Annotated in this window: 18 protein-coding genes; 10 read left to right on the top strand and 8 right to left on the bottom strand. The window is 70.0% G+C overall.

Annotation, left to right across the window (positions count from 1 at the left end):
• On the bottom strand, positions 1 to 813 hold an 813-nt coding region (locus Q4I23_RS19860), incomplete at its 3' end, for a D-alanyl-D-alanine carboxypeptidase (RefSeq protein WP_498527325.1).
• Positions 814 to 1,118: 305 nt separating this feature from the next.
• Between Q4I23_RS19860 and Q4I23_RS19855 the strand changes: the two genes are divergently transcribed.
• A complete protein-coding gene (locus Q4I23_RS19855) occupies positions 1,119 to 2,846 on the top strand; it encodes an FHA domain-containing protein (RefSeq protein ID WP_498527324.1) in 1,728 nt (575 codons plus the stop codon).
• Here Q4I23_RS19855 and Q4I23_RS19850 read toward each other — a convergent pair.
• Positions 2,836 to 3,549, bottom strand: coding sequence for a 4'-phosphopantetheinyl transferase family protein (locus Q4I23_RS19850; RefSeq protein ID WP_498527323.1), 714 nt, complete (start codon positions 3,547 to 3,549; stop codon positions 2,836 to 2,838). The genes Q4I23_RS19855 and Q4I23_RS19850 overlap by 11 nt on opposite strands.
• 96 nt (positions 3,550 to 3,645) lie before the next feature.
• Here Q4I23_RS19850 and Q4I23_RS19845 point away from each other — a divergent pair, with 96 nt between their 5' ends.
• From Q4I23_RS19845 to mnhG, 9 genes are all read left to right on the top strand, one after another.
• Positions 3,646 to 4,629 (top strand): phosphoribosylaminoimidazolesuccinocarboxamide synthase, encoded by a 984-nt coding sequence (locus Q4I23_RS19845; RefSeq protein WP_014197936.1) that lies wholly within the window; start codon positions 3,646 to 3,648, stop codon positions 4,627 to 4,629.
• The gene (locus Q4I23_RS19840) at positions 4,629 to 5,573 is read left to right on the top strand and encodes a D-2-hydroxyacid dehydrogenase family protein (RefSeq protein ID WP_498527322.1); all 945 of its coding nucleotides are present in this window, start codon (positions 4,629 to 4,631) and stop codon (positions 5,571 to 5,573) included. Before Q4I23_RS19845 ends, Q4I23_RS19840 begins: the two co-directional genes overlap by 1 nt.
• A gap of 481 nt (positions 5,574 to 6,054) precedes the next feature.
• Positions 6,055 to 6,543 carry a PTS sugar transporter subunit IIA gene (locus Q4I23_RS19835; RefSeq protein WP_498527321.1) on the top strand — a complete coding sequence of 163 codons (489 nt, stop codon included), beginning with the start codon at positions 6,055 to 6,057 and terminating at the stop codon, positions 6,541 to 6,543.
• Positions 6,544 to 6,647: 104 nt separating this feature from the next.
• Entirely contained in the window at positions 6,648 to 9,626 is a 2,979-nt protein-coding gene (locus Q4I23_RS19830) for a monovalent cation/H+ antiporter subunit A (protein ID WP_498527320.1), read from the top strand.
• Positions 9,626 to 9,970 carry a Na+/H+ antiporter subunit C gene (locus Q4I23_RS19825; protein WP_014197933.1) on the top strand — a complete coding sequence of 115 codons (345 nt, stop codon included), beginning with the start codon at positions 9,626 to 9,628 and terminating at the stop codon, positions 9,968 to 9,970. The genes Q4I23_RS19830 and Q4I23_RS19825 overlap by 1 nt, the downstream gene beginning before the upstream one ends.
• The gene (locus Q4I23_RS19820) at positions 9,967 to 11,598 is read left to right on the top strand and encodes a monovalent cation/H+ antiporter subunit D (protein WP_498527319.1); all 1,632 of its coding nucleotides are present in this window, start codon (positions 9,967 to 9,969) and stop codon (positions 11,596 to 11,598) included. The genes Q4I23_RS19825 and Q4I23_RS19820 overlap by 4 nt, the downstream gene beginning before the upstream one ends.
• The gene (locus tag Q4I23_RS19815) at positions 11,595 to 12,083 is read left to right on the top strand and encodes a Na+/H+ antiporter subunit E (RefSeq protein WP_476959768.1); all 489 of its coding nucleotides are present in this window, start codon (positions 11,595 to 11,597) and stop codon (positions 12,081 to 12,083) included. The genes Q4I23_RS19820 and Q4I23_RS19815 overlap by 4 nt, the downstream gene beginning before the upstream one ends.
• On the top strand, positions 12,080 to 12,361 hold the full coding sequence (locus tag Q4I23_RS19810; RefSeq protein ID WP_145626980.1) for a K+/H+ antiporter subunit F: 282 nt from the start codon (positions 12,080 to 12,082) through the stop codon (positions 12,359 to 12,361). Before Q4I23_RS19815 ends, Q4I23_RS19810 begins: the two co-directional genes overlap by 4 nt.
• Entirely contained in the window at positions 12,358 to 12,759 is a 402-nt protein-coding gene (gene mnhG, locus Q4I23_RS19805) for a monovalent cation/H(+) antiporter subunit G (protein WP_174441420.1), read from the top strand. The genes Q4I23_RS19810 and mnhG overlap by 4 nt, the downstream gene beginning before the upstream one ends.
• A gap of 40 nt (positions 12,760 to 12,799) precedes the next feature.
• On the opposite strand, the gene Q4I23_RS19800 is transcribed toward mnhG, so the two are convergent.
• The 6 genes from Q4I23_RS19800 to Q4I23_RS19775 form a co-directional block, all read right to left on the bottom strand.
• Positions 12,800 to 13,222 carry a VOC family protein gene (locus tag Q4I23_RS19800; protein ID WP_476959770.1) on the bottom strand — a complete coding sequence of 141 codons (423 nt, stop codon included), beginning with the start codon at positions 13,220 to 13,222 and terminating at the stop codon, positions 12,800 to 12,802.
• Positions 13,223 to 13,360: 138 nt separating this feature from the next.
• Positions 13,361 to 14,533, bottom strand: a complete 1,173-nt coding sequence (locus Q4I23_RS19795) for a porin (protein WP_498527318.1) — start codon at positions 14,531 to 14,533, stop codon at positions 13,361 to 13,363.
• A gap of 73 nt (positions 14,534 to 14,606) precedes the next feature.
• The gene (locus tag Q4I23_RS19790) at positions 14,607 to 15,437 is read right to left on the bottom strand and encodes a hypothetical protein (protein ID WP_498527317.1); all 831 of its coding nucleotides are present in this window, start codon (positions 15,435 to 15,437) and stop codon (positions 14,607 to 14,609) included.
• A complete protein-coding gene (locus Q4I23_RS19785) occupies positions 15,434 to 15,853 on the bottom strand; it encodes an SET domain-containing protein (protein WP_498527316.1) in 420 nt (139 codons plus the stop codon). The genes Q4I23_RS19790 and Q4I23_RS19785 overlap by 4 nt, the downstream gene beginning before the upstream one ends.
• Before the next feature lie 24 nt (positions 15,854 to 15,877).
• Positions 15,878 to 17,032, bottom strand: a complete 1,155-nt coding sequence (locus Q4I23_RS19780; RefSeq protein WP_498527315.1) for an SDR family oxidoreductase — start codon at positions 17,030 to 17,032, stop codon at positions 15,878 to 15,880.
• Positions 17,033 to 17,114: 82 nt separating this feature from the next.
• Positions 17,115 to 17,854, bottom strand: a 740-nt coding sequence (locus Q4I23_RS19775; RefSeq protein ID WP_498527314.1) for an ATP-binding cassette domain-containing protein, incomplete at its 5' end; no start/stop codon positions are given.

The raw sequence follows: 17,854 nt of genomic DNA, 5'->3' as shown, positions 1-17,854 counted from the left end.
GCGTATAATCGTCGGCAGCGTCAGATGTGTATAAGAGACAGGGCTGGCCGCCATGCCCGGCTGCGGGGCGAAGCGCCAGCGCTCGCCCTCCGGTTCGCCATTGGCCGGCTGCCTGTCCGCGGCGGCGAGCGGGGTGAAGGCGGCCCCGGCCCCTGTACCCAACTGCACCGTCACGCTGTCCAGCGGCACGCGCCCGGCGTCGGACACCGACCACGCGCTGACCCGCACCGGCTGCCCGGCGGCGGCGGGGCGCGCCCAGTCGAAGCGGAAGCGGTTGAAGTTGAGCGACAGCGCCCCGACCCCGGTGTTGTAGCCGGCGGTCCAGGGCTGGCCGGCGTCGATCTCCGGCATCTCGGGCAGGGCGGAGGTGTCGTAGAGGAAGCGCCCGGTCACCCGCGTAACGCCCAGCGCGCCGAGGTCGCGCAGCAGCTCCGTCAGCCCTTCGCTGGACAGCGACGGGTCGCCGCCGCCCTTCAGGATCAGGTCGCCGTCGAGCACGCCGTCTCCCAGCCGCCCCGTGACGTGCAGCGTGGTCTCGAACCGGTGCTCCGGCCCCAGCACCGCCAGGGCGGCGGCCATCGCCGGCAGCTTGGCGACCGAGGCCGGGGCGAAGGGCTTGGCCGGCTGCCGCTCCGCCAGGACCGCGCCGCCTTCCGGATCGAACAGCACGTAGCCGACGTCATCGGTGGAAAAGCCGTTGCGGGCGATCGCCGCCCGGTCGTCCGGACCGGTGGCGCCATAGGGGGACGCGCAGGCCGACACCGCGGTGACGCAGGCCAGCAGGAGCAGGATGGAGAAGGTCGGAATCCGCATGGCGGGCAGTCTAGCGCAACGCGCCGCCCCGCATCCGCGCCAATCGTTGGTCGGGCCGGGGGCGGCCCAGGAATCTTGCTGCGCGGAAAATCCGCTTACCGTACGATGAAGTCCTCAAAAGACGCCACGCCTCTGGGGAAAGAGCTGAAAAGCCCATGATGTCACGGCGCCGCAGCCTCACGTTCGAAGTGGTCGTCGACCAAGGCGGAAAACCCAACATCGACGGGGTCTTTCCCGACGAGGCCGCGGCCCGGGAACGCGCGGCGTATTTGCTTCGTCTTGCGAAATTTCCGGTTGTCCGGATTTTGAAGGTAAATCAGGCGGGCAAGGAAGAGGTCATCTTCCAGAAGTCCACCTCCGGTGGCGGGAAGCCGACCACCATCTCCCCCATCGACGAGGCCGACGTCGGCCCCGCCAATCTCTGCACCGACGCGCTTCAGCTCTTTTCCTACGAGAGCCGGATGCTGCTGCTGCGCCTGCTGCGCGGCTATTGGGACGATCAGGCGGTGATCCCGGCCGAGCAGCTCCACCGCTACTACCCGCTGCGCTATTTCGAGCGGGAGGCTCTGCTGTTCAACCCGGCGGTCAGCCGGCTCGCCACCCTCCAGGCGCCGTTGCTGGGGGTGAAGCCGTTCGACCGCCACGACCAGCTCATGCGGATGTTCACCCGGCTGAAGGAGATGGCGCAGGCGTCGGACACGCTGGCGCCCTTCGACGCGGCGCTGGCCCGCGGCGGGGTGGGCGGCCTGCTGGCAGCGGCGGCGGAGCGCCCGCCGGAGGAGCGCGACCGGCTGGTCACCCACGCCTTCGCCGCGGTGCTGGAGCCCTGCCGCGACTGGCCCGGCAAGGTCAAGGCGCTGCTGCGCTTCCACCGCGAGGACGGGGAGGAGGAGGCGAACCGCCGCCTGCTCGACCAGATGCTGGCGGAGACGGTGGACGGGCGGGAGCCGGTGCGCGCGCTGATCGGCTACGCGCCCGACCTGGGGGCGGCGCTGCATAGCCTGATCGCGGCGGTGCACGGCGACCTCGACGACCGGTTGCCCCACACCGACGAACTGCTGGCCCTGTCCAACGCGCTGGGCGGTGGCGGCTTCGACGAGACGCGCAAAGCGCTGCTGCGCCGCATCCAGGGCGGTCTGGCCGGCCTGACCCCGCTGACCCGCACCGGCACCGCCGCGGAGGGCAAGGCCTTCGGCGTCGTCGTCGACCGGCTGACCAACTTCGACGGCTTCCTGGGCGGCGCCGGCATGGCGGAGGCGCTGACCCGGCGGGCCAAGACGGTGTGGAGTTCCGGTGGGCAGGACGCGTCCTTCGACATGGCGGTGCAGCGTCTGGCCACCCGCCTGCCGGCGCCGGCCCAGCGCATCGGCTATCTGTTGGACCTTGCCACCAGCCCCTTCGGGCGCACCAAGCTCAGCGTCCTGATCCGGCAGGTCGCCACCGAGTTCGAGAGCATCACCTCGGCCCGCGAGCTGGTCGCCCCCGGCGTCAGCACGGACGACGTGCGCAGCGGTCTGGGCCGCCGCCTGCGCGCCGCCGGTATCCCCCGCGCGCTGGCCGAGGGGCTGATCGCCAAGATCGCCGCGATTCCGGACGCCGAACGGTCGCTCGGCATCCCCCTGCTGGCCGCTCCGGCGGTTGCCGCCGTGACGCGGGCGACCCAGGAGACGATTCTGATCGACGTCCCGAAGGTGGCGGCGGAGCGGCTGGTGTTGTTCTGGCGCGGCCAGACGCGGGCGATTCCGGAGGACGGGACCCAGCTCGTCATCGGGCGCTCGTCGCAATGCCAGTTCGTCCTGGACATCGCCTCGGCCTCGCGGCGGCACGCGGCGGTGTCGCGCCAGGACGGGGTCTTCGTGGTGGAGGATCTCAGCCGCAACGGCACCCAGATCGCCGTGCCGGGGGTGGCGGAGCCGCGGCGGCTGAAGGCCGGCGAACCGTTGCCGCTGCCGCCGCGCGGCGAAATCGTCATCGGCTCCGCGGAGCTGGGCGAGGAGCCGGCGCGCATCGCCTGGGAAATCGTCAAGCGCTGAACGCCTCGTCCAGCGGGCGGAACACGGGGCGCCAGCCGTCGCCGCGCACCGCCAGCGCGCCGACCAGCCCCGGCGCCGGGCGCAGGTCGAACAGCGACCAGTCCGTGGCACGTCCGGCCTCCAGCGCGCCGTCCAGGCTGAGCAGGCGGGCGGGGCGGCCCGGCGTCAGCTCCACCGCGAAGCGGTCGAGCGGCGTGGACAGCCCCTGGCCGGTCGCCTTGATGAAGGCCTCCTTGCGGGTCCAGCCGTTCAGGAACGCCTCGTCCCGCAGCGCCTCGGGCAGGGCGGCGAAGGCGGCGCGCTCCTCCGGCGCGAAGAAGCGCTCGGCGATTCCGGCGGCGTCCGCCACGGACCGCAGCCGCTCGACGTCCACCCCCAGTTCCACCCTCTCGACGGGGGCGATGGCGATCAGCACGTGATCCTTGCAGTCGGCGAGGTTGAAGGCCGGGCCGCCGGGGAGGGCGGGCTTGCCCATCGGCCCGTAGGCGAAGACCAGACTCGCCGGGTCGCGGCCCGTCGCCCGCCCGAGCAGATGGCGCAGCAGCCCGCGCCGCAGCGCGCAGCGGGTGCGCAGCTCCTCCGTCGCGAAACGGGCGGCCCGCGCCGCCTCGTCGGGGGAGAGCAGGGCGCGGAACACCTCCAGCCGGTGCGCCAGCCCGCGCAGGTCGGCATAACAGAGTTGAATTTCTTCCGTTTCCCGCATCGGATGTCCCCATTCCCCGGATTCGGGACTATAACCGCGCTGGCCCCGCGCGGCGATTGCGCTATCATGCGCCTCCCTTTTGCCGGATCTGGAACCATGGTCGATACCGCTCAGCTTGCTCCGCATCTGTCCAACGTCGTCAAGGACGCCGCCATTCCCGAGCTGCCCAACCACTACCGGGGCAAGGTGCGCGAGAATTACGACCTTCCCGACGGGCGGCGCGTCATCATCGCCACCGACCGGCTGTCGGCCTTCGACATCATCCTGACCGCCATCCCCTTCAAGGGGCAGGTGCTGACCCAGATCGCCCGCTACTGGTTCGAGGCTACCAAGGACCTCTGCCCGAACCACGTCCTGGAATACCCGGACCCCAACGTCGTGGTCGCCAAGCGGCTGACCATCATGCCGGTGGAGATCGTGGTCCGCGACTATCTGGCCGGCACCACCGGCACCTCGTTGTGGACGATGTACAAGAAGGGCCGGCGGGAGATGTACGGCCACGTCTTCCCCGACGGGCTGCGCGAGAATCAGAAGCTGCCGGAAACGATCATCACCCCGACCACCAAGGCGTTCGACGCCGGCCATGACGAGGAGCTGACCGCCGCCCAGATCGTGGAGCGCGGGCTGCTGACCCAGGCGCAGTGGGACGAGGTGACGGAAAAGGCGCTGGCCCTGTTCGCCCGCGGGCGCGAGATCGCGGCGGCGCGTGGCCTGATCCTGGTGGACACCAAGTACGAGTTCGGCTTCGACGAGGCCGGCAACATCATCCTGGCCGACGAGATCCACACGCCGGACAGCAGCCGCTACTGGTTCGCCGCCAGCTATCCGGAGCGGTACGAGGCCGGGCAGCGCCCGGAGAGCTTCGACAAGGACTTCGTGCGGAGCTGGGTGACCCAGCGCTGCGACCCCTACAAGGACGCCATCCCGGAAATCCCGGCGGAGGTCGTGCTTGAGGCCGCCCGCATCTACATCGAGGCGTTCGAGACCATCACCGGTCAGACCTTCCAGGTTCCCACGGAAGTCACGCCGGCGGTGGAGCGCATCCGGGCCAATCTGGCGCCCTATTTCGCGAAGCCGTGATGAAGATCGCCATCCTCGACGATTACCAGAACGTCGCGCGCGATCTGGCGGAATGGCATCGCCTGCCCAACGGCAGCGCGCTGACGGTCTTCGAACGGCCGATCCCGGCGGAGGAGGTGGCGGGCACGCTCGCCCCCTACAGCGTTCTGGTGATCATGCGGGAACGCACGCCGTTCCCCGCGTCGCTGATCGATGCGCTGCCGAACCTGCGGCTTCTCGTCACCACGGGAGGCCGCAACAACGCCATCGATCTGGAGGCCTGCAAGGCCCGCGGCATCACCGTCTGCGGGACCGGCATGGTCGGCACCCCGACGGCGGAACTGACCTGGGGCCTGATCCTGGCGCTGGTCAAGCGCATCCCGCAGGAGGAGCGCGGCCTGCGCGCCGGGCGCTGGCAGGCCGGCCTGACGCAGGGGCTGGCCGGCAGGCGCCTCGGCCTCGTCGGGCTGGGCAAGCTGGGCACCCAGGTGGCGCGGGTCGGCCAAGCCTTCGGGATGGAGGTCGCGGCCTGGAGCCCCAACCTGACCGACGAGCGGGCCGCCGCCGCGGGTGTCGCCCGGCTGGACAAGCGCGACCTGTTCGCCACCTCCGACATCGTCAGTGTCCATCTGGTTCTGGGCGAGCGGACGCGGGGCGTGGTCGGGGCGGACGACATCGACGCGATGAAGCCCTCGGCCTTCTTCGTGAACACCTCGCGCGCCGGTCTGGTGGATGGGGACGCCCTGCTGGCAGCCCTGCACGAACACCGCATCGCGGGCGCCGGTCTGGACGTCTTCCCGGTGGAGCCGCTGCCGGTGGACAGCCCCTGGCTGGAGGCACCGAACACGGTGCTGACGCCGCATCTGGGCTATGTCACACGCGAGAACTACGACGTCTTCTACCGCGACGCGCTGGACGACATCCTCGCGTGGCACGCCGGCGAGCCGGTGCGGATGCTCGCGTAAGGACGGGACGGCACCGCCCCGCCCTTTCCCCATGGCGCGGGGGAGGGCGGGGCGTCCCCCATGGGCGCAAGCCCTTGATAATTTTCAGGCTTCCGTGTCTTTCCCGGATCGGCCCTCCAGGCGGCATCGTCTTGGCCCGCCCATCCGCTTTTTCGCCCCCGCAGCACGGATTGTGGGATTACAGCCGCGGCCAAGACGTAGATGGATGGCACCCCCGCCACTTGCGGGGCGCGATTCCATTCCCAAAATGGGTGTGGAGCCTGCGGCAAGGGTGGGAAAGGAACGAGGTGTGTTGCGAAGCGCGGGCCCTGCCGGCGCTGCGTGTCCGTGGAGTGGGGCGGCCACCGGTCCCGGCGGCGATTGGCGTCGTGGACAAGGCGTGCTGAATTTGATTGGAAGTCTGTTGGTTCACGGCCATCCCGGCACGGACCGCGGACGGTCGGGACAGGAGACGGAAGGTTTGCCACCCATGGAGACAGGAATGAACATCTCGGACCTCTTGTCCGCACACAACGTCATTCTCGATGCAGGGCCGGCCAACAAGGAAACCCTGCTCGACCTTCTCGCCACCGAGGCGTCCAGCCGCATCGCGGCCCCCAAGGAGGAGATTCTCAAGGCCCTGCAGGCGCGGGAGCACATCGGCTCCACGGCGCTGGGCAAGGGTGTGGCGCTTCCCCATACGGAGCTGCGTGGGACCGAGAGCCCGCTGGTGCTGTTCGCGCGGCTCCGCAAACCCATCGATTTCGAGGCCCGCGACGACGAGCCGGTGGACCTGTTCTTCCTCGTCCTCTGGCCGACCGCGACCCGCAAGGGCCTGCTCCCCGTCATGGGCGAGATCTGCCAGGCCCTGCGCGATCCGCAATCCCTGCGCAAGCTGCGTCAGGCGGAGACGCCCGACGCGGTGGTGCAGCTCGTCCGTCAGGCGCTTCCCCCCAACGCCGAACGGGAGCTTGACGACGACGATTTCTGACCTGACGACGTCCGGCCGGCGCGGCGAGGGACCTCCATCCTTCCTATATTCGTAAAGCCGCCAGTTCTCAGCATTTTGGCCCCTCCGATTGCCCGAGACCCCCTTTGTCACAGACCATGTCCGACGCCCTGTTGCTCCTGGCCGCCACCGGCCTTCCGTTTGTTGGCGCGATCGTCGCCGGGATGCTGCCGACGCACGCGCGCAACACCGCGGCGTGGCTGGCCGGTGCGATCGCGATCATCGGGCTGGGTCTGGTGTGGGCAGCCTACCCGACGGTGGCGGCGGGCGGGGTGATCCGCCATTCGATGGCCTGGATGCCGTCGCTCGGCCTCGACCTCACATTGCGGATGGACGGCTTCGCTTGGCTGTTCGCCGGGCTGGTGTTCGGGGTCGGCGCGCTCGTCGTGCTCTACGCGCGCTATTACATGTCGGCCGACGACCCGGTCCCGCGCTTCTTCGCGTTCCTGCTGGCCTTCATGGGGTCGATGACGGGGGTGGTGCTCTCCGGCAACCTGATCCAGCTCGCCTTCTTCTGGGAGCTGACCAGCCTCTTCTCCTTCCTGCTGATCGGCTATTGGCACCACACGGCGGCGGCGCGCGACGGCGCGCGCATGGCGCTGACCATCACGGCGACGGGCGGGCTGTGCCTGTTCGCGGGGGTGCTGTTGCTCGGCCACATCGTCGGCAGCTACAACCTCGACGTCGTTCTGGCCTCGGGCGACAAGATCCGCGGGCACGCGCTCTACCTGCCGGCGCTCGTCCTCATCCTGATGGGCGCCCTGACCAAGAGCGCGCAGTTCCCGTTCCATTTCTGGCTGCCGCACGCCATGGCGGCGCCCACCCCCGTCTCGGCCTATCTGCATTCGGCGACCCTGGTGAAGGCCGGCGTCTTCCTGATGGCCCGGCTGTGGCCGGTGCTGGCGGGAACGGAGGCGTGGTTCTGGATCGTCGGCAGCGCCGGTCTGGCCACCCTGCTGATCGGGGCCTATGTGGCGATCTTCCAGAACGACCTGAAAGGACTTCTGGCCTATTCGACCATCAGCCATCTCGGGCTGATCACGCTGCTGCTCGGGCTCAACAGCGAACTCGCCATGGTCGCGGCGATCTTCCACATCCTCAACCACGCCGCCTTCAAGGCGTCGCTGTTCATGGCCGCCGGCATCATCGACCATGAGACGGGAACCCGCGATCTCCGGCGCCTGTCCGGCCTGAACCGCTTCATGCCCTTCACGACGCGGCTGGCGATGGTGGCGGCGGCGGCCATGGCGGGCGTGCCGCTGATGAACGGCTTCATCTCGAAGGAGATGTTCTTCGCCGAGACGCTGACGGCCCAGGGGTCCGTGACCTTCCTCCTCGACATCCTGCCCTTCGCCGCGATGGTGGCGAGCGCCTTCGCCGTGGCCTACTCGCTGCGCTTCATCCACGGCGCCTTCTTCGGCCCCGACCCGGTGGACCTGCCGCACCTGCCGCACGAGCCGCCGGCCTGGATGCGGCTGCCCGTCGAGATCCTGGCGCTGGCCTGCATCATCATCGGGCTGCTGCCCGCGGCCACCGTGGGGCCGTACCTGAACATGGCGGCCCACGCCGCGCTCGGCGCCGCGACCCCGGAATACAGTCTGGCGGTCTGGCACGGCTTCAACACGCCGCTGGTGATGAGCCTGCTCGCCCTGGCGGCCGGCGTGACGCTCTACTTCCTGCTGCAGCCGCTGTTCCGGAACAACATCGAGGGTCCGCCCTTCATCAGCCGCCTGGAAGGCCGCCGCATGTTCGAGCGGAGCATGGTCTTCCTGTCCTGGCGCCTCGCCCGGACGCTGGAAGGCCTGCTGGGCACCCGGCGCCTGCAGCCCCAGCTGCGTCTGGTCGTCTGCGTCGCCATCCTGGCCGCGGGCTGGGCGGTCTACCGGCGCGGGCTCGGCCCCGGCAATCTGGTGCCGCAGGGCATCGACCCCGTGCTCGCCCTGATCTGGGCGATCGGTGCGGCCTGCGCGCTGGGAGCGGCGTGGCAGGCCAAGTTCCACCGCCTCGCCGCGCTGATCCTGCTCGGCGGCACCGGTCTGGTCACCTGCGTCACCTTCGTCTGGTTCTCCGCCCCCGACCTCGCTCTGACCCAGCTGCTGGTCGAGATCGTCACCACGATCCTGCTGCTGCTCGGCCTGCGCTGGCTGCCCAAGCGGCTTCCCGGCACCGGCACGTCGGAAGTGATGCGGACGGGCCGCCGCCTGCGCGACCTCGCCATCGCCATCACCGCCGGGCTCGGCATGGCCGGGCTGGCCTTCGGCGTGATGACCCGCTTCCCGCCGGAAATCCTGGCGCAGCATTTCCTGGAGCGCGCCTACACCGAGGGCGGCGGCACCAACGTCGTCAACGTGATCCTGGTCGACTTCCGCGGCTTCGACACGCTGGGCGAGATCGCTGTGCTGGGCGTGGTGGCGCTGACCGCCTACGCGCTGCTGCGCCGCTTCCGCCCGGCCCCCGACAGCGTGGACGTGCCGGAGCAGCAGCGCGACCAGAGCGCCTACGACATCGCCCGGCCGGAGCGGCGGGAAGGCGACACGGTGGCCGACTGGCTGCTGATCCCGTCGGTGATCGCGCGCCTGCTGTTCCCGGTGGTGGGCATGGTCGCGCTGTTCCTGCTGCTGCGCGGCCACGACCTGCCCGGCGGCGGCTTCGCCGCGGGGCTGATGGGCTCAATCGCGATGATCCTGCAATACATGCTGGGCGGCACGCAGTGGGTGGAGGCGCGGCTGCGCGTGCTGCCGCTGCGCTGGATGGGCCTCGGGCTCCTGCTGGCCGCCGGCACGGGCCTGGGCGCCCTGCTGTTCGGCCGGCCCTTCCTGACCACCTATTTCGCCTACGCGGACCTGCCGCTCATCGGGGAGATTCCGACGGCCAGCGCGCTGCTGTTCGACATCGGCGTGTTCGCGCTGGTCATCGGCGCCACCATGCTGACGCTGATCGCGCTGGCCCGCCAGTCGGTCCGCGGCCATCGCGCCGCCGCGCCGCGCGCCGCGGCAGTGAGCGCGCCGCCCGCGTCCGCTCCGGTCCCGACCACCGCCCCGACCGCCGCAACCGGAGACGACTGATGGAACTTATCCTCGCCCTCGGGATCGGGGTGCTGACGGGCTCCGGCGTCTGGCTGCTGCTGCGTCCCCGCACCTTCCAGGTCATCATCGGCCTGTCGCTGCTCTCCTACGCCGTCAACCTCTTCATTTTCTCGACCGGCGGCCTGCGCACGGGGGCGGCCCCGGTGCTGGAGCGCGGCATGGCCGGCAGCCTCGCCACCCACGCCGACCCGGTACCGCAGGCCCTGGTCCTCACGGCCATCGTCATCAGCTTCGCGACGACGGCGCTGTTCCTCGTCCTGCTCCTCGCCGCGCGGGGCCTGACGGGAACCGACCATGTGGACGGTAAGGAGAAGTCCCGGTGAACGGGTGGATGGATCATCTGGTGATCGCGCCGATCATCATCCCGCTGCTCGTCGGCGCGCTGTTGATGCTGATCGACGAGCGGCGGCGGGCGCTGAAGGCCACGCTCGGCGTGGCGTCGGCGTCGGCGCTGCTGGCCCTGGCGGTGCTGCTGCTCTATCTGACGGACCACACCGCCACCGGGGCGGACGCCACCGTGCGCGTCTACCGGCTGGGCGACTGGCCGTCGCTGTTCGGCATCGTCCTGGTGCTCGACCGGCTGTCGGCGATGATGCTGGTGCTGACCGGCATCCTGGGGCTGTCCGCCCTGGTCTTCGCGCTGGCGCGCTGGCAGAAGGCGGGCGCCCATTTCCATTCGCTGTTCCAGTTCCAACTGATGGGTCTGAACGGCGCCTTCCTGACCGGCGACCTGTTCAACCTCTTCGTCTTCTTCGAGATCATGCTGGCCGCCTCCTACGGTCTGGCCCTGCACGGCTCCGGCCTCGCCCGCGTCCGCGCCGGGCTGCACTACATCGCCATCAACCTGGCGGCGTCCCTGCTCTTCCTGATCGGGGTGAGCATGATCTACGGCGTGTCCGGCACGCTGAACATGGCGGAGCTGGCCGTCCGCATCGCCGCGGTGGCGCCGGAGGACCGCGGCCTGCTGGAGGCCGGGGCGGCGATCCTCGGCGTCGCCTTCCTCATCAAGGCGGGCATGTGGCCGCTCGGCTTCTGGCTGCCGAACACCTACACCACGGTCGGCGCGCCATCGGCCGCGATCATCTCGATCCTCAGCAAGGTCGGCATCTACGCGATCATCCGGATCTGGCTGCTGGTCTTCGGCGACAGCGCCGGGACCTCGGCGGGGTTCGGCGGGCACTGGCTGCTGATCGGCGGCGTCCTGACCATTGCCTTCGGCTCCATCGCGGTGCTGGCGACGCAGAATCTGGCGCGGCTGGCCGGCGCGAGCGTGCTGGTGTCCTCTGGCACACTGCTGGCCGCCGTCGGCGCCGGGCAGGTGGCGGTGACCGGCGGCGCCCTGTTCTACATGACCAGCTCCGTCCTGGCGATCGCCGGGCTGTTCCTGCTGATCGAGCTGGTCGAGCGCGGCCGCATGGTCGGCGCCGACGTGCTGGCGGTGACGCGCGAGGCCTTCGGCGAGGGCGAGGACGAGGAGTCGGACGACGACGACGCCATCGGCGTGTCGATCCCGGCGATCATGGCAATCCTCGGCATTGCCTTCATGGCCTGCGCGCTGCTGCTCGCCGGCTTGCCGCCGCTGTCCGGCTTCCTCGCCAAGTTCGCCATCCTGGCGCCGATGCTGGCGCAGGGGGCGGAGGGGCTTCCCTTCACCACTTGGGCGCTGATGGCCGCGCTGATCCTGTCCGGCCTGGCGACGGTGGTCGCGATGAGCCGCACCGGCATCGACGTCTTCTGGGCGTCGCCCGCCGGCGACCTGCCGCGCGTGCGCCTCGTCGAGCTCGCGCCGGTCATGATGCTGCTGGCGCTCTGCGTGGCGCTGACCGTCCAGGCCGGTCCGGTGATGCGCTACATGGAGGACACCGCCCGCTCGCTTCACGGACCGGAACGCTACGTCCAGGGGGTGATGACCACCGCGGCGCCGGGAACCGGCAAGGGGGTCGCGCCATGAAGCGCTGGTGGCCGTACCCGCTGCTGACCGCCGCGCTTGTGGCGATGTGGCTGCTGCTGACCGAGAGCGTGGCGCTGGGCTCCATCCTGATGGGCGGCATCCTGGCGACCGTCGCGCTCTGGGGCTTCCGGGCGCTCGACCCGCCGGGCGGGCGGCTGAAGCGGCCGCGCGCCGCCTTCACGCTGGCCGCGCTGGTGATCGCCGACATCGCCCGCTCCAACCTCGCGGTCGTCAAGATCATCCTCAACCCGCGGAAGACGGAGCGGGTGTCCGGCTTCCTCCACATCCCGTTGGACATGCGCGCGCCCTACGGTCTGGCGACGCTGGCCTGCATCATCACGGGAACGCCGGGAACGATCTGGGTGGAGTACAATTCCGCCAACAACACCATCCTTCTCCACATCCTCGATCTGGTCGACGAGAGCACCTGGATCGACACCATCAAGGGACGGTACGAGAAGCGCCTGATGGAGATCTTCGAATGACCGCCACCCTGCTGCTCTGGTCGATCTTCCTGGCGCAGATCCTGCTGGTCGCCGCGATGGCCTGCGCGACCTATCGCGTGCTGCGCGGGCCGCGGGCGCAGGACCGTGTGCTCGGGCTCGACACGCTCTACGTCAACGCCACGATGCTGCTGCTGACCTTCGGCATCCGCACCGGCAGCACGCTCTATTTCGAGGCGGCGCTGATCATCGCGCTGCTCGGCTTCGTCGCGACGGCGGCGCTGGCGAAGTTCCTCATGCGCGGAGAGGTGATCGAATGACTCATCTGGCCGATCTGCCGGTCTGGGCGGCGATCCCGGTGGCGCTGTTCCTGCTGCTCGGCTCCGCGCTGGCGCTGATCGGGTCCATAGGGTTCGTGCGGCTGCGCAGCTTTTACGAGCGCGTCCACGCCCCGACGCTGGGCACCAGCATGGGCATCGGCTTCGTGCTGCTGGCCTCGATGCTGTGCTTCACCGTGCTGCAGTCGCGACTGGTGCTGCACGAGATTCTGATTGCGGTCTCCATGCTCGTGACCACACCGATCACGCTGATGCTGCTCGCCCGCGCCGCCCTCTACCGCGATCGCAGCGAGGGCAGCGACGACGTGCCGGCGGCCCCGCCGGCCCCGCCGGTCCAGACCGCCGCGCCGCCGGCCCCGGACGCCGCTCCGCCGGTGTAGACTGTCCTCCAGTACGTCAGGTCGCCTCGACCTTTGGCGATCAGGTCGCCTCGACCTGGGCGAACATGCCGGAGTCGTTGGTGAAGCTCTTGAACTCCAGCCCGTTTCCGGAGGGATCGAGGACGAAGAAGGTCCCCTGCTCCGACGGCTTGCCGGGGTAGCGGATCTGCGGCTCCAGAAGGAAGGTCGCCCCGGCGGCCTCCAGCCGTTCCCTCAGCGCGTCCCACACCGGGCGCGGCAGCACCGCCCCGAAATGATGCAGGGGCACCGCCTTGCCGTCGACCATGCTGGTCTCGGTCGAGCGCGGCTCGGACGAGCGGTGGGCGGAGATCTGGTTGCCGAAGAAGTCGAAATCGATCCACCGCTCGGTGGAGCGCCCTTCGCGGCAGCCCAGGACATCGACGTAGAAACGGCGGGTTTCCTCGATGTCCCGGATGGGAAAGGCGAGATGGAACGCGAACACCGGCGCACCCTTTTGACGTTGGTTCGGGCGGCCAGGGTAGACCGCGCTCCGTGGTGCCAACAAACGATTTAAGCGGGGGCCAACCCCGCGAAAACGCTGCGGCCCTGTCAGGAACAGGGGCCGCAGCGGTTCCCGTTGTCAGAACGCCAGACGGGTGTCGAGCATCACGATGTGCGCGCGGTCCTTCAGGTCGCCGCCGTCGGGGCGGGCCGCCTGCAAGGCGGATTGAACGTAGTCGTACTCCAGCCCGGCGGTGAAGCCGGGGGCGACGGTCCAGGTGACGCCGCCCTGCCAGATGTCCGCCTTGCTCGGCGTTGACATAGTCGCGCTGTCGTTGCCCAGCGCCCGCAGGTAGTTGGCGGCGAACAGCAGCGGCCCGGCGCTGTACTGCGCGCCGAAGATCCAGTTCTGCTGCGCCCGCGTCTGGGCGAGGCCCTCGGCGTAGCCGCTGTCGCCGCTGTAGGCGTAGCTGGCGCCGACCTTCACCGGCCCATAGCCGACGTTGGCCCCGACATGGACGGAGTTCAGGTCCTCGAAGGACTGGCTGACGACGCCATCAGTCTGGCGCACCGCCTTGCCGGTCGCGTAGAAGGCGCTGCCCTCGATGCTGAAGTCGCCGACCGCGGTCTGGAAGGCGGCGCCGGCCTCGACCACGTCGCGGAAGGACAGCAGGTCGCCCAGCGCGTCGGTCGTGCGGCGGTTGACCGAGCTGTTGGAGTCGCCGCTGCGCGGCATGTAGGACACCGCCGCCGACAGGCCGCCGAAGCTCGGCGTGATGTAGACGAACTTGGTCCCGGTGTCGTAGGCGATCAGCGTGCGCATGCTGGTGGCGGCCAGCGGCAGGGCGGCGAAGGTGGTCGAGCCGTTCAGGAACAGGATGCCGTTGCTGTCCGGGCTGCCGGCCACGCCCTCGACGTTCGGGCCGATCATCCCGTATTCGTCCGACAGGCCGTTAATGACGCCGGCCTGGATCGTGCCGAAGGCGCCGTTGGCGAAGAGGAAGGCGCGGTCGTTCTCGATGTTGCGGGTCGAGACGGTCGGATCGCCGTTGCCCGCCACGATGCGCAGCCGCGCGCCGTAGGTCAGGCCGTTGTCGGCGGTGGCCGTCGGGGTGACGACCAGACGGTAGCGGTTGGCGAACTCGCGCGAGCGCAGGCCGTCGTCCTGGTCCTGGCGGATGTAGGCGCCCTGGAAATAGGCGTCGCCGCCGAGGATCAGGTCGAAGCTCGGCTCGGCCAGGGCCGGGGCCGACGTCAGGGCGGCGAAGGCGGTGCCGGCGAGAGCGGCGGCGCGAAGAGACAAGGTGTTCATGGGCGTCGTCATTCCAGGGTCGAGGCTTGCGGGGGCGATGTTTTGGTATTCCCTCTCCCCTCCGGGGAGAGGGTTAGGGTGAGGGGGTTGCGCTTTTGCCGAACGCGGCGCCACGCGCAACCCCCTCACCCGCCCGCTTCGCGGGCACCCTCTCCCCAGAGGGGAGAGGGCTGGTACAGAACCAGCGGCGGCCGAAGGCGGTGAGGTTGTCGTCCTCCAGCCGGGTGAGGCAGAGGATTTCCACGCTGTCGGCCCAGCGCGGGTTGATGCGGCGGAACTGGGCGACGGCCGGGCTGTCCAGCTTGGCCTCGCTGATGGCGCGGGCCTCCTCGGTCAGGCCGTAGCCCTGCCACTGCCAGTCCACAGTGCCGGTGTCGGCGTCGTAGTACTGGGCGAAGCACTCCCGCCCGATGTGGTCGCGGAACGCCCGGTCGAGGTCGTCGGGGGGCTGGTCCGGGTGCGGCGTGTGGCGGACGAACAGCATCGGCATGTAGCGGTAGGAGCGGTAGCCGACCGCGCTGTAGCTCCAGTACCACAGGCGTCCCGAGCGGTCGGCGCGGGCGCGGGCGACCATCTCGGCGACCATCGAGCGCACCAGCTCGTTCGACCCCCAGAAGCGGCGCTCCAGGATGCAGTGTGCGGTGTGGAAGGCGCCGACGGCGGTGCCGCCGATCTCCGCCGCCTGCCGGTAGACGGTGGCGAAGCCGACCAGCTCCCCGGTCCCGGCGTCCTCTTGGAGCACGCAGTGGTCGAGGTCTTCCAGCTCCTCGTTGAAATAATCCTCGCCGTAGCCTTCGAACCAGACGCTGAGCAGGACGAACATCGCCGCCCGGCGCTCCGGCGTCAGGGCGGTCGGCTCGACGAAGCTGGTCCGCAGGGGAGGGCGCGCCGCGGGCGTGGTCATTCCCCTGCTCCGGCCCCAGTCAGGTAGAGCGCCGCCCCGGCCTCGCGCACGTCGGCGCAGATGTCCTCATAGTTGCAGGTGATCTCCTCCCCGGCGGCGATGGCGCGGCGGGCCACGAAGCGCCGCCAGTCGCCGGGATCGGCCCGCCCGATGGACGGACCATCCGCGTGGTTGAGGAACCGGGCGTCGTCCCCCGGCAGAAGGACGCCGACCCCCTCGATCACGCAGCCGTGGAAGTCGAGCAGCCGGGCGACCTGCGGAAACTCGGCCAGCACGGCGTCGTCGGACGCCAGCAGGCGGTCGATGCGGGCGTCAAACGCCCACACCGGCGTGCCGGCGGCGACCGCCTCCTCGGCGAAGAGCCCCAGCCCGTGGATCGGGCTGGAGGCGAGGCGGGTGGCGATGAGGAGCGGCATGGCGTCCTTCTCCGGCGATGGGGTTCAGGCGGCGGCGGTGGCCGGGGCCAGCGACTCGTCGAACTCGAAGCTGGCGGCGTCGTCGACGAACTGCTCGGCGATGGTCGTGCCGGGGTTGGTCAGGCAGACGCCGATGTAGTCGGCGAAGCGCGGCGGCGGAGTGAAGCCCTCGGCCAGCAGGCGGCTGTTGTCGAAGGCGATGTCCTGGGCGGTGAAGCGGTGGTACTTGCGCCCGCCCGCCATCATCGTCCGGTGCAGGATGTCGCGCTGCGGGAAGGCCAGGCGGAAGGCACGGTCGAAGGGCTTCCAGCCTTCCGGACCCTTCGGGTCGAAGAAGCTGTAGGGGCGGGTGCCCTCATGGCCGTGCGCGGCGAAGGCGGCCTGGAAGTCGCTCCACAGCGTCCGGCTGCCGAGGCCGGCGGAGATGTGGTAGAGGCTGTGCTTGAGGTCGGGCTTGCGCAGCAGGTCGTGCAGCCGGGCCGAGGCCCAGTCCACCGGGACGATGTCGATGAAGCCGTCCGGCGAGCAGGGCAGGACGCCGGTGCGGTCGACCAGCCGGAAGAACCAGAAGATGCTGGCGCTCGGGCGCACGCCCATCGTGGTGTGGCCGACGACGATCGACGGGCGGCAGACGACGATCGGCAGGTCGGGGAAGCCGGCGGCCAGGGCGCGCTCGGCCGCGGCCTTGCTGCGGGTGTATTCGACGATGTGCGGCGTGTCGTGGCCGGGGGCCGGAGCCTCCTCGACCATCTCCAGCCACGGCGTCTCGCCACAGCAGAAGGCGGTGCCGATGTGCAGGAAGCGCTGCAGGTGCTTCATGCGCCGCGCGCGGGCGGCCAGCGCCAGCGTGCCGTCGACGTTGATCTGCCAGACCGAATGGCGGCTGTCGAAGGAGGTGTCGGCGGCGACGTGGACGATGTGGGTCACCGCGTCCAGCCGCGGGTCGGCGCTGGTCGCCAGCGACTGCAGGTCGCCCGGGATGATCTGGCAGAGATCGGCGTAGGCCTGGGCCGTGGCGCGGTCGACGCAACGCATCAGGTTGGTGGCGAGACGGGCGCGGCAGGCGGCCTCGTCGGCGCCGCGGATCAGCAGCAGGCAGTCCGCCGCGGTCCCATTCTTGACGGCGTCGAGGTAGAAGGAACCACCGAGAAAGCCGGTGCCGCCGGTGAGAAGGATCATGGTGTGCCTCGGTCTCGCGTCTGGGGGAGGGGAGGGTTCGGTTGGTGGCTCCGATCCGCTGGCCCCGATCCGCTGGTCTGGATCAGGCGGGCAACAGGCCGGGGGCCGGAAGGGCGGGGGTGTCGAGCCGGCGGATACCGCCCTGCTCGACCTGGATTTGCACGTCGGCGGCGTCGAAATACGCGTCGTCGTGGGTCACGGCGATCACGGTGATGCCGCGCGCCTTCATCCAGGGAATGATCTCGCGGTAGAATTTCCGCCGGAAATAGGGGGACTGGTCGGCCGCCCATTCGTCGAGCACCAGCACGGGCTTGCGCTCCAGCAGGGCGGCGGCCAGCGCGAGGCGCTTCTTCTGCCCCTGCGACAGGTCCACCGTCGTGAAGGCGCGGTCCTCCACCGCCACCTTGTCGGACATCTCCAGCAGGTCGAGCAGCTCGTCGGCGAAGCCGTCCTCCAGCGACACCGCGCCGTAGAGCTGGCGGGTGACGTGGTTGTCGGAGAAGACAACGGAGAACAGGTCGCGGTAGGAGCCCAGCGTGTCCGCCGTCACCACCGCGCCGTCCACCGTCAGGTTGCCGCGCTGCGCCGGGTAGAGGCCGAGCAGCATGTGGATCAGCGTGCTCTTGCCGGCGCCGTTGTGGCCGGTGACGAAGACGACGTCGCCGCGCTCCACCCTCAGGTCGATGGGACCGACGGTGAAGGAGCCGGTGCCGTCGCGCCCGGGGTGGCGGTACGCCGCGCCGTCGAGCGCGATGGTGGCGAAGTCGGCGAAGCCGGTCGGCGGCGCGTCCTTGGCCCGGCGCTGGGCCTGTCTCTTATACA

Source organism: Azospirillum sp. UFLA03-27, from assembly GCF_059803775.1.
The sequence above is the reverse complement of the archived record's forward strand: the minus strand, read 5'-3'. Positions and strand labels throughout refer to the sequence as shown.

Bases quoted from the DNA above. Each gene is read 5' to 3' on its own strand.
- Q4I23_RS19825 (WP_014197933.1), top strand. From the start codon at position 9,626: ATGGAACTTATCCTCGCCCTCGGGATCGGGGTGCTGACGGGCTCCGGC.
- Q4I23_RS19780 (WP_498527315.1), bottom strand. From the start codon at position 17,032: ATGATCCTTCTCACCGGCGGCACCGGCTTTCTCGGTGGTTCCTTCTAC.
- Q4I23_RS19785 (WP_498527316.1), bottom strand. From the start codon at position 15,853: ATGCCGCTCCTCATCGCCACCCGCCTCGCCTCCAGCCCGATCCACGGG.
- Q4I23_RS19815 (WP_476959768.1), top strand. From the start codon at position 11,595: ATGAAGCGCTGGTGGCCGTACCCGCTGCTGACCGCCGCGCTTGTGGCG.
- Q4I23_RS19790 (WP_498527317.1), bottom strand. From the start codon at position 15,437: ATGACCACGCCCGCGGCGCGCCCTCCCCTGCGGACCAGCTTCGTCGAG.
- Q4I23_RS19810 (WP_145626980.1), top strand. From the start codon at position 12,080: ATGACCGCCACCCTGCTGCTCTGGTCGATCTTCCTGGCGCAGATCCTG.
- Q4I23_RS19850 (WP_498527323.1), bottom strand. From the start codon at position 3,549: ATGCGGGAAACGGAAGAAATTCAACTCTGTTATGCCGACCTGCGCGGG.
- Q4I23_RS19835 (WP_498527321.1), top strand. From the start codon at position 6,055: ATGAACATCTCGGACCTCTTGTCCGCACACAACGTCATTCTCGATGCA.
- Q4I23_RS19795 (WP_498527318.1), bottom strand. From the start codon at position 14,533: ATGAACACCTTGTCTCTTCGCGCCGCCGCTCTCGCCGGCACCGCCTTC.
- Q4I23_RS19840 (WP_498527322.1), top strand. From the start codon at position 4,629: ATGAAGATCGCCATCCTCGACGATTACCAGAACGTCGCGCGCGATCTG.
- mnhG (WP_174441420.1), top strand. From the start codon at position 12,358: ATGACTCATCTGGCCGATCTGCCGGTCTGGGCGGCGATCCCGGTGGCG.
- Q4I23_RS19845 (WP_014197936.1), top strand. From the start codon at position 3,646: ATGGTCGATACCGCTCAGCTTGCTCCGCATCTGTCCAACGTCGTCAAG.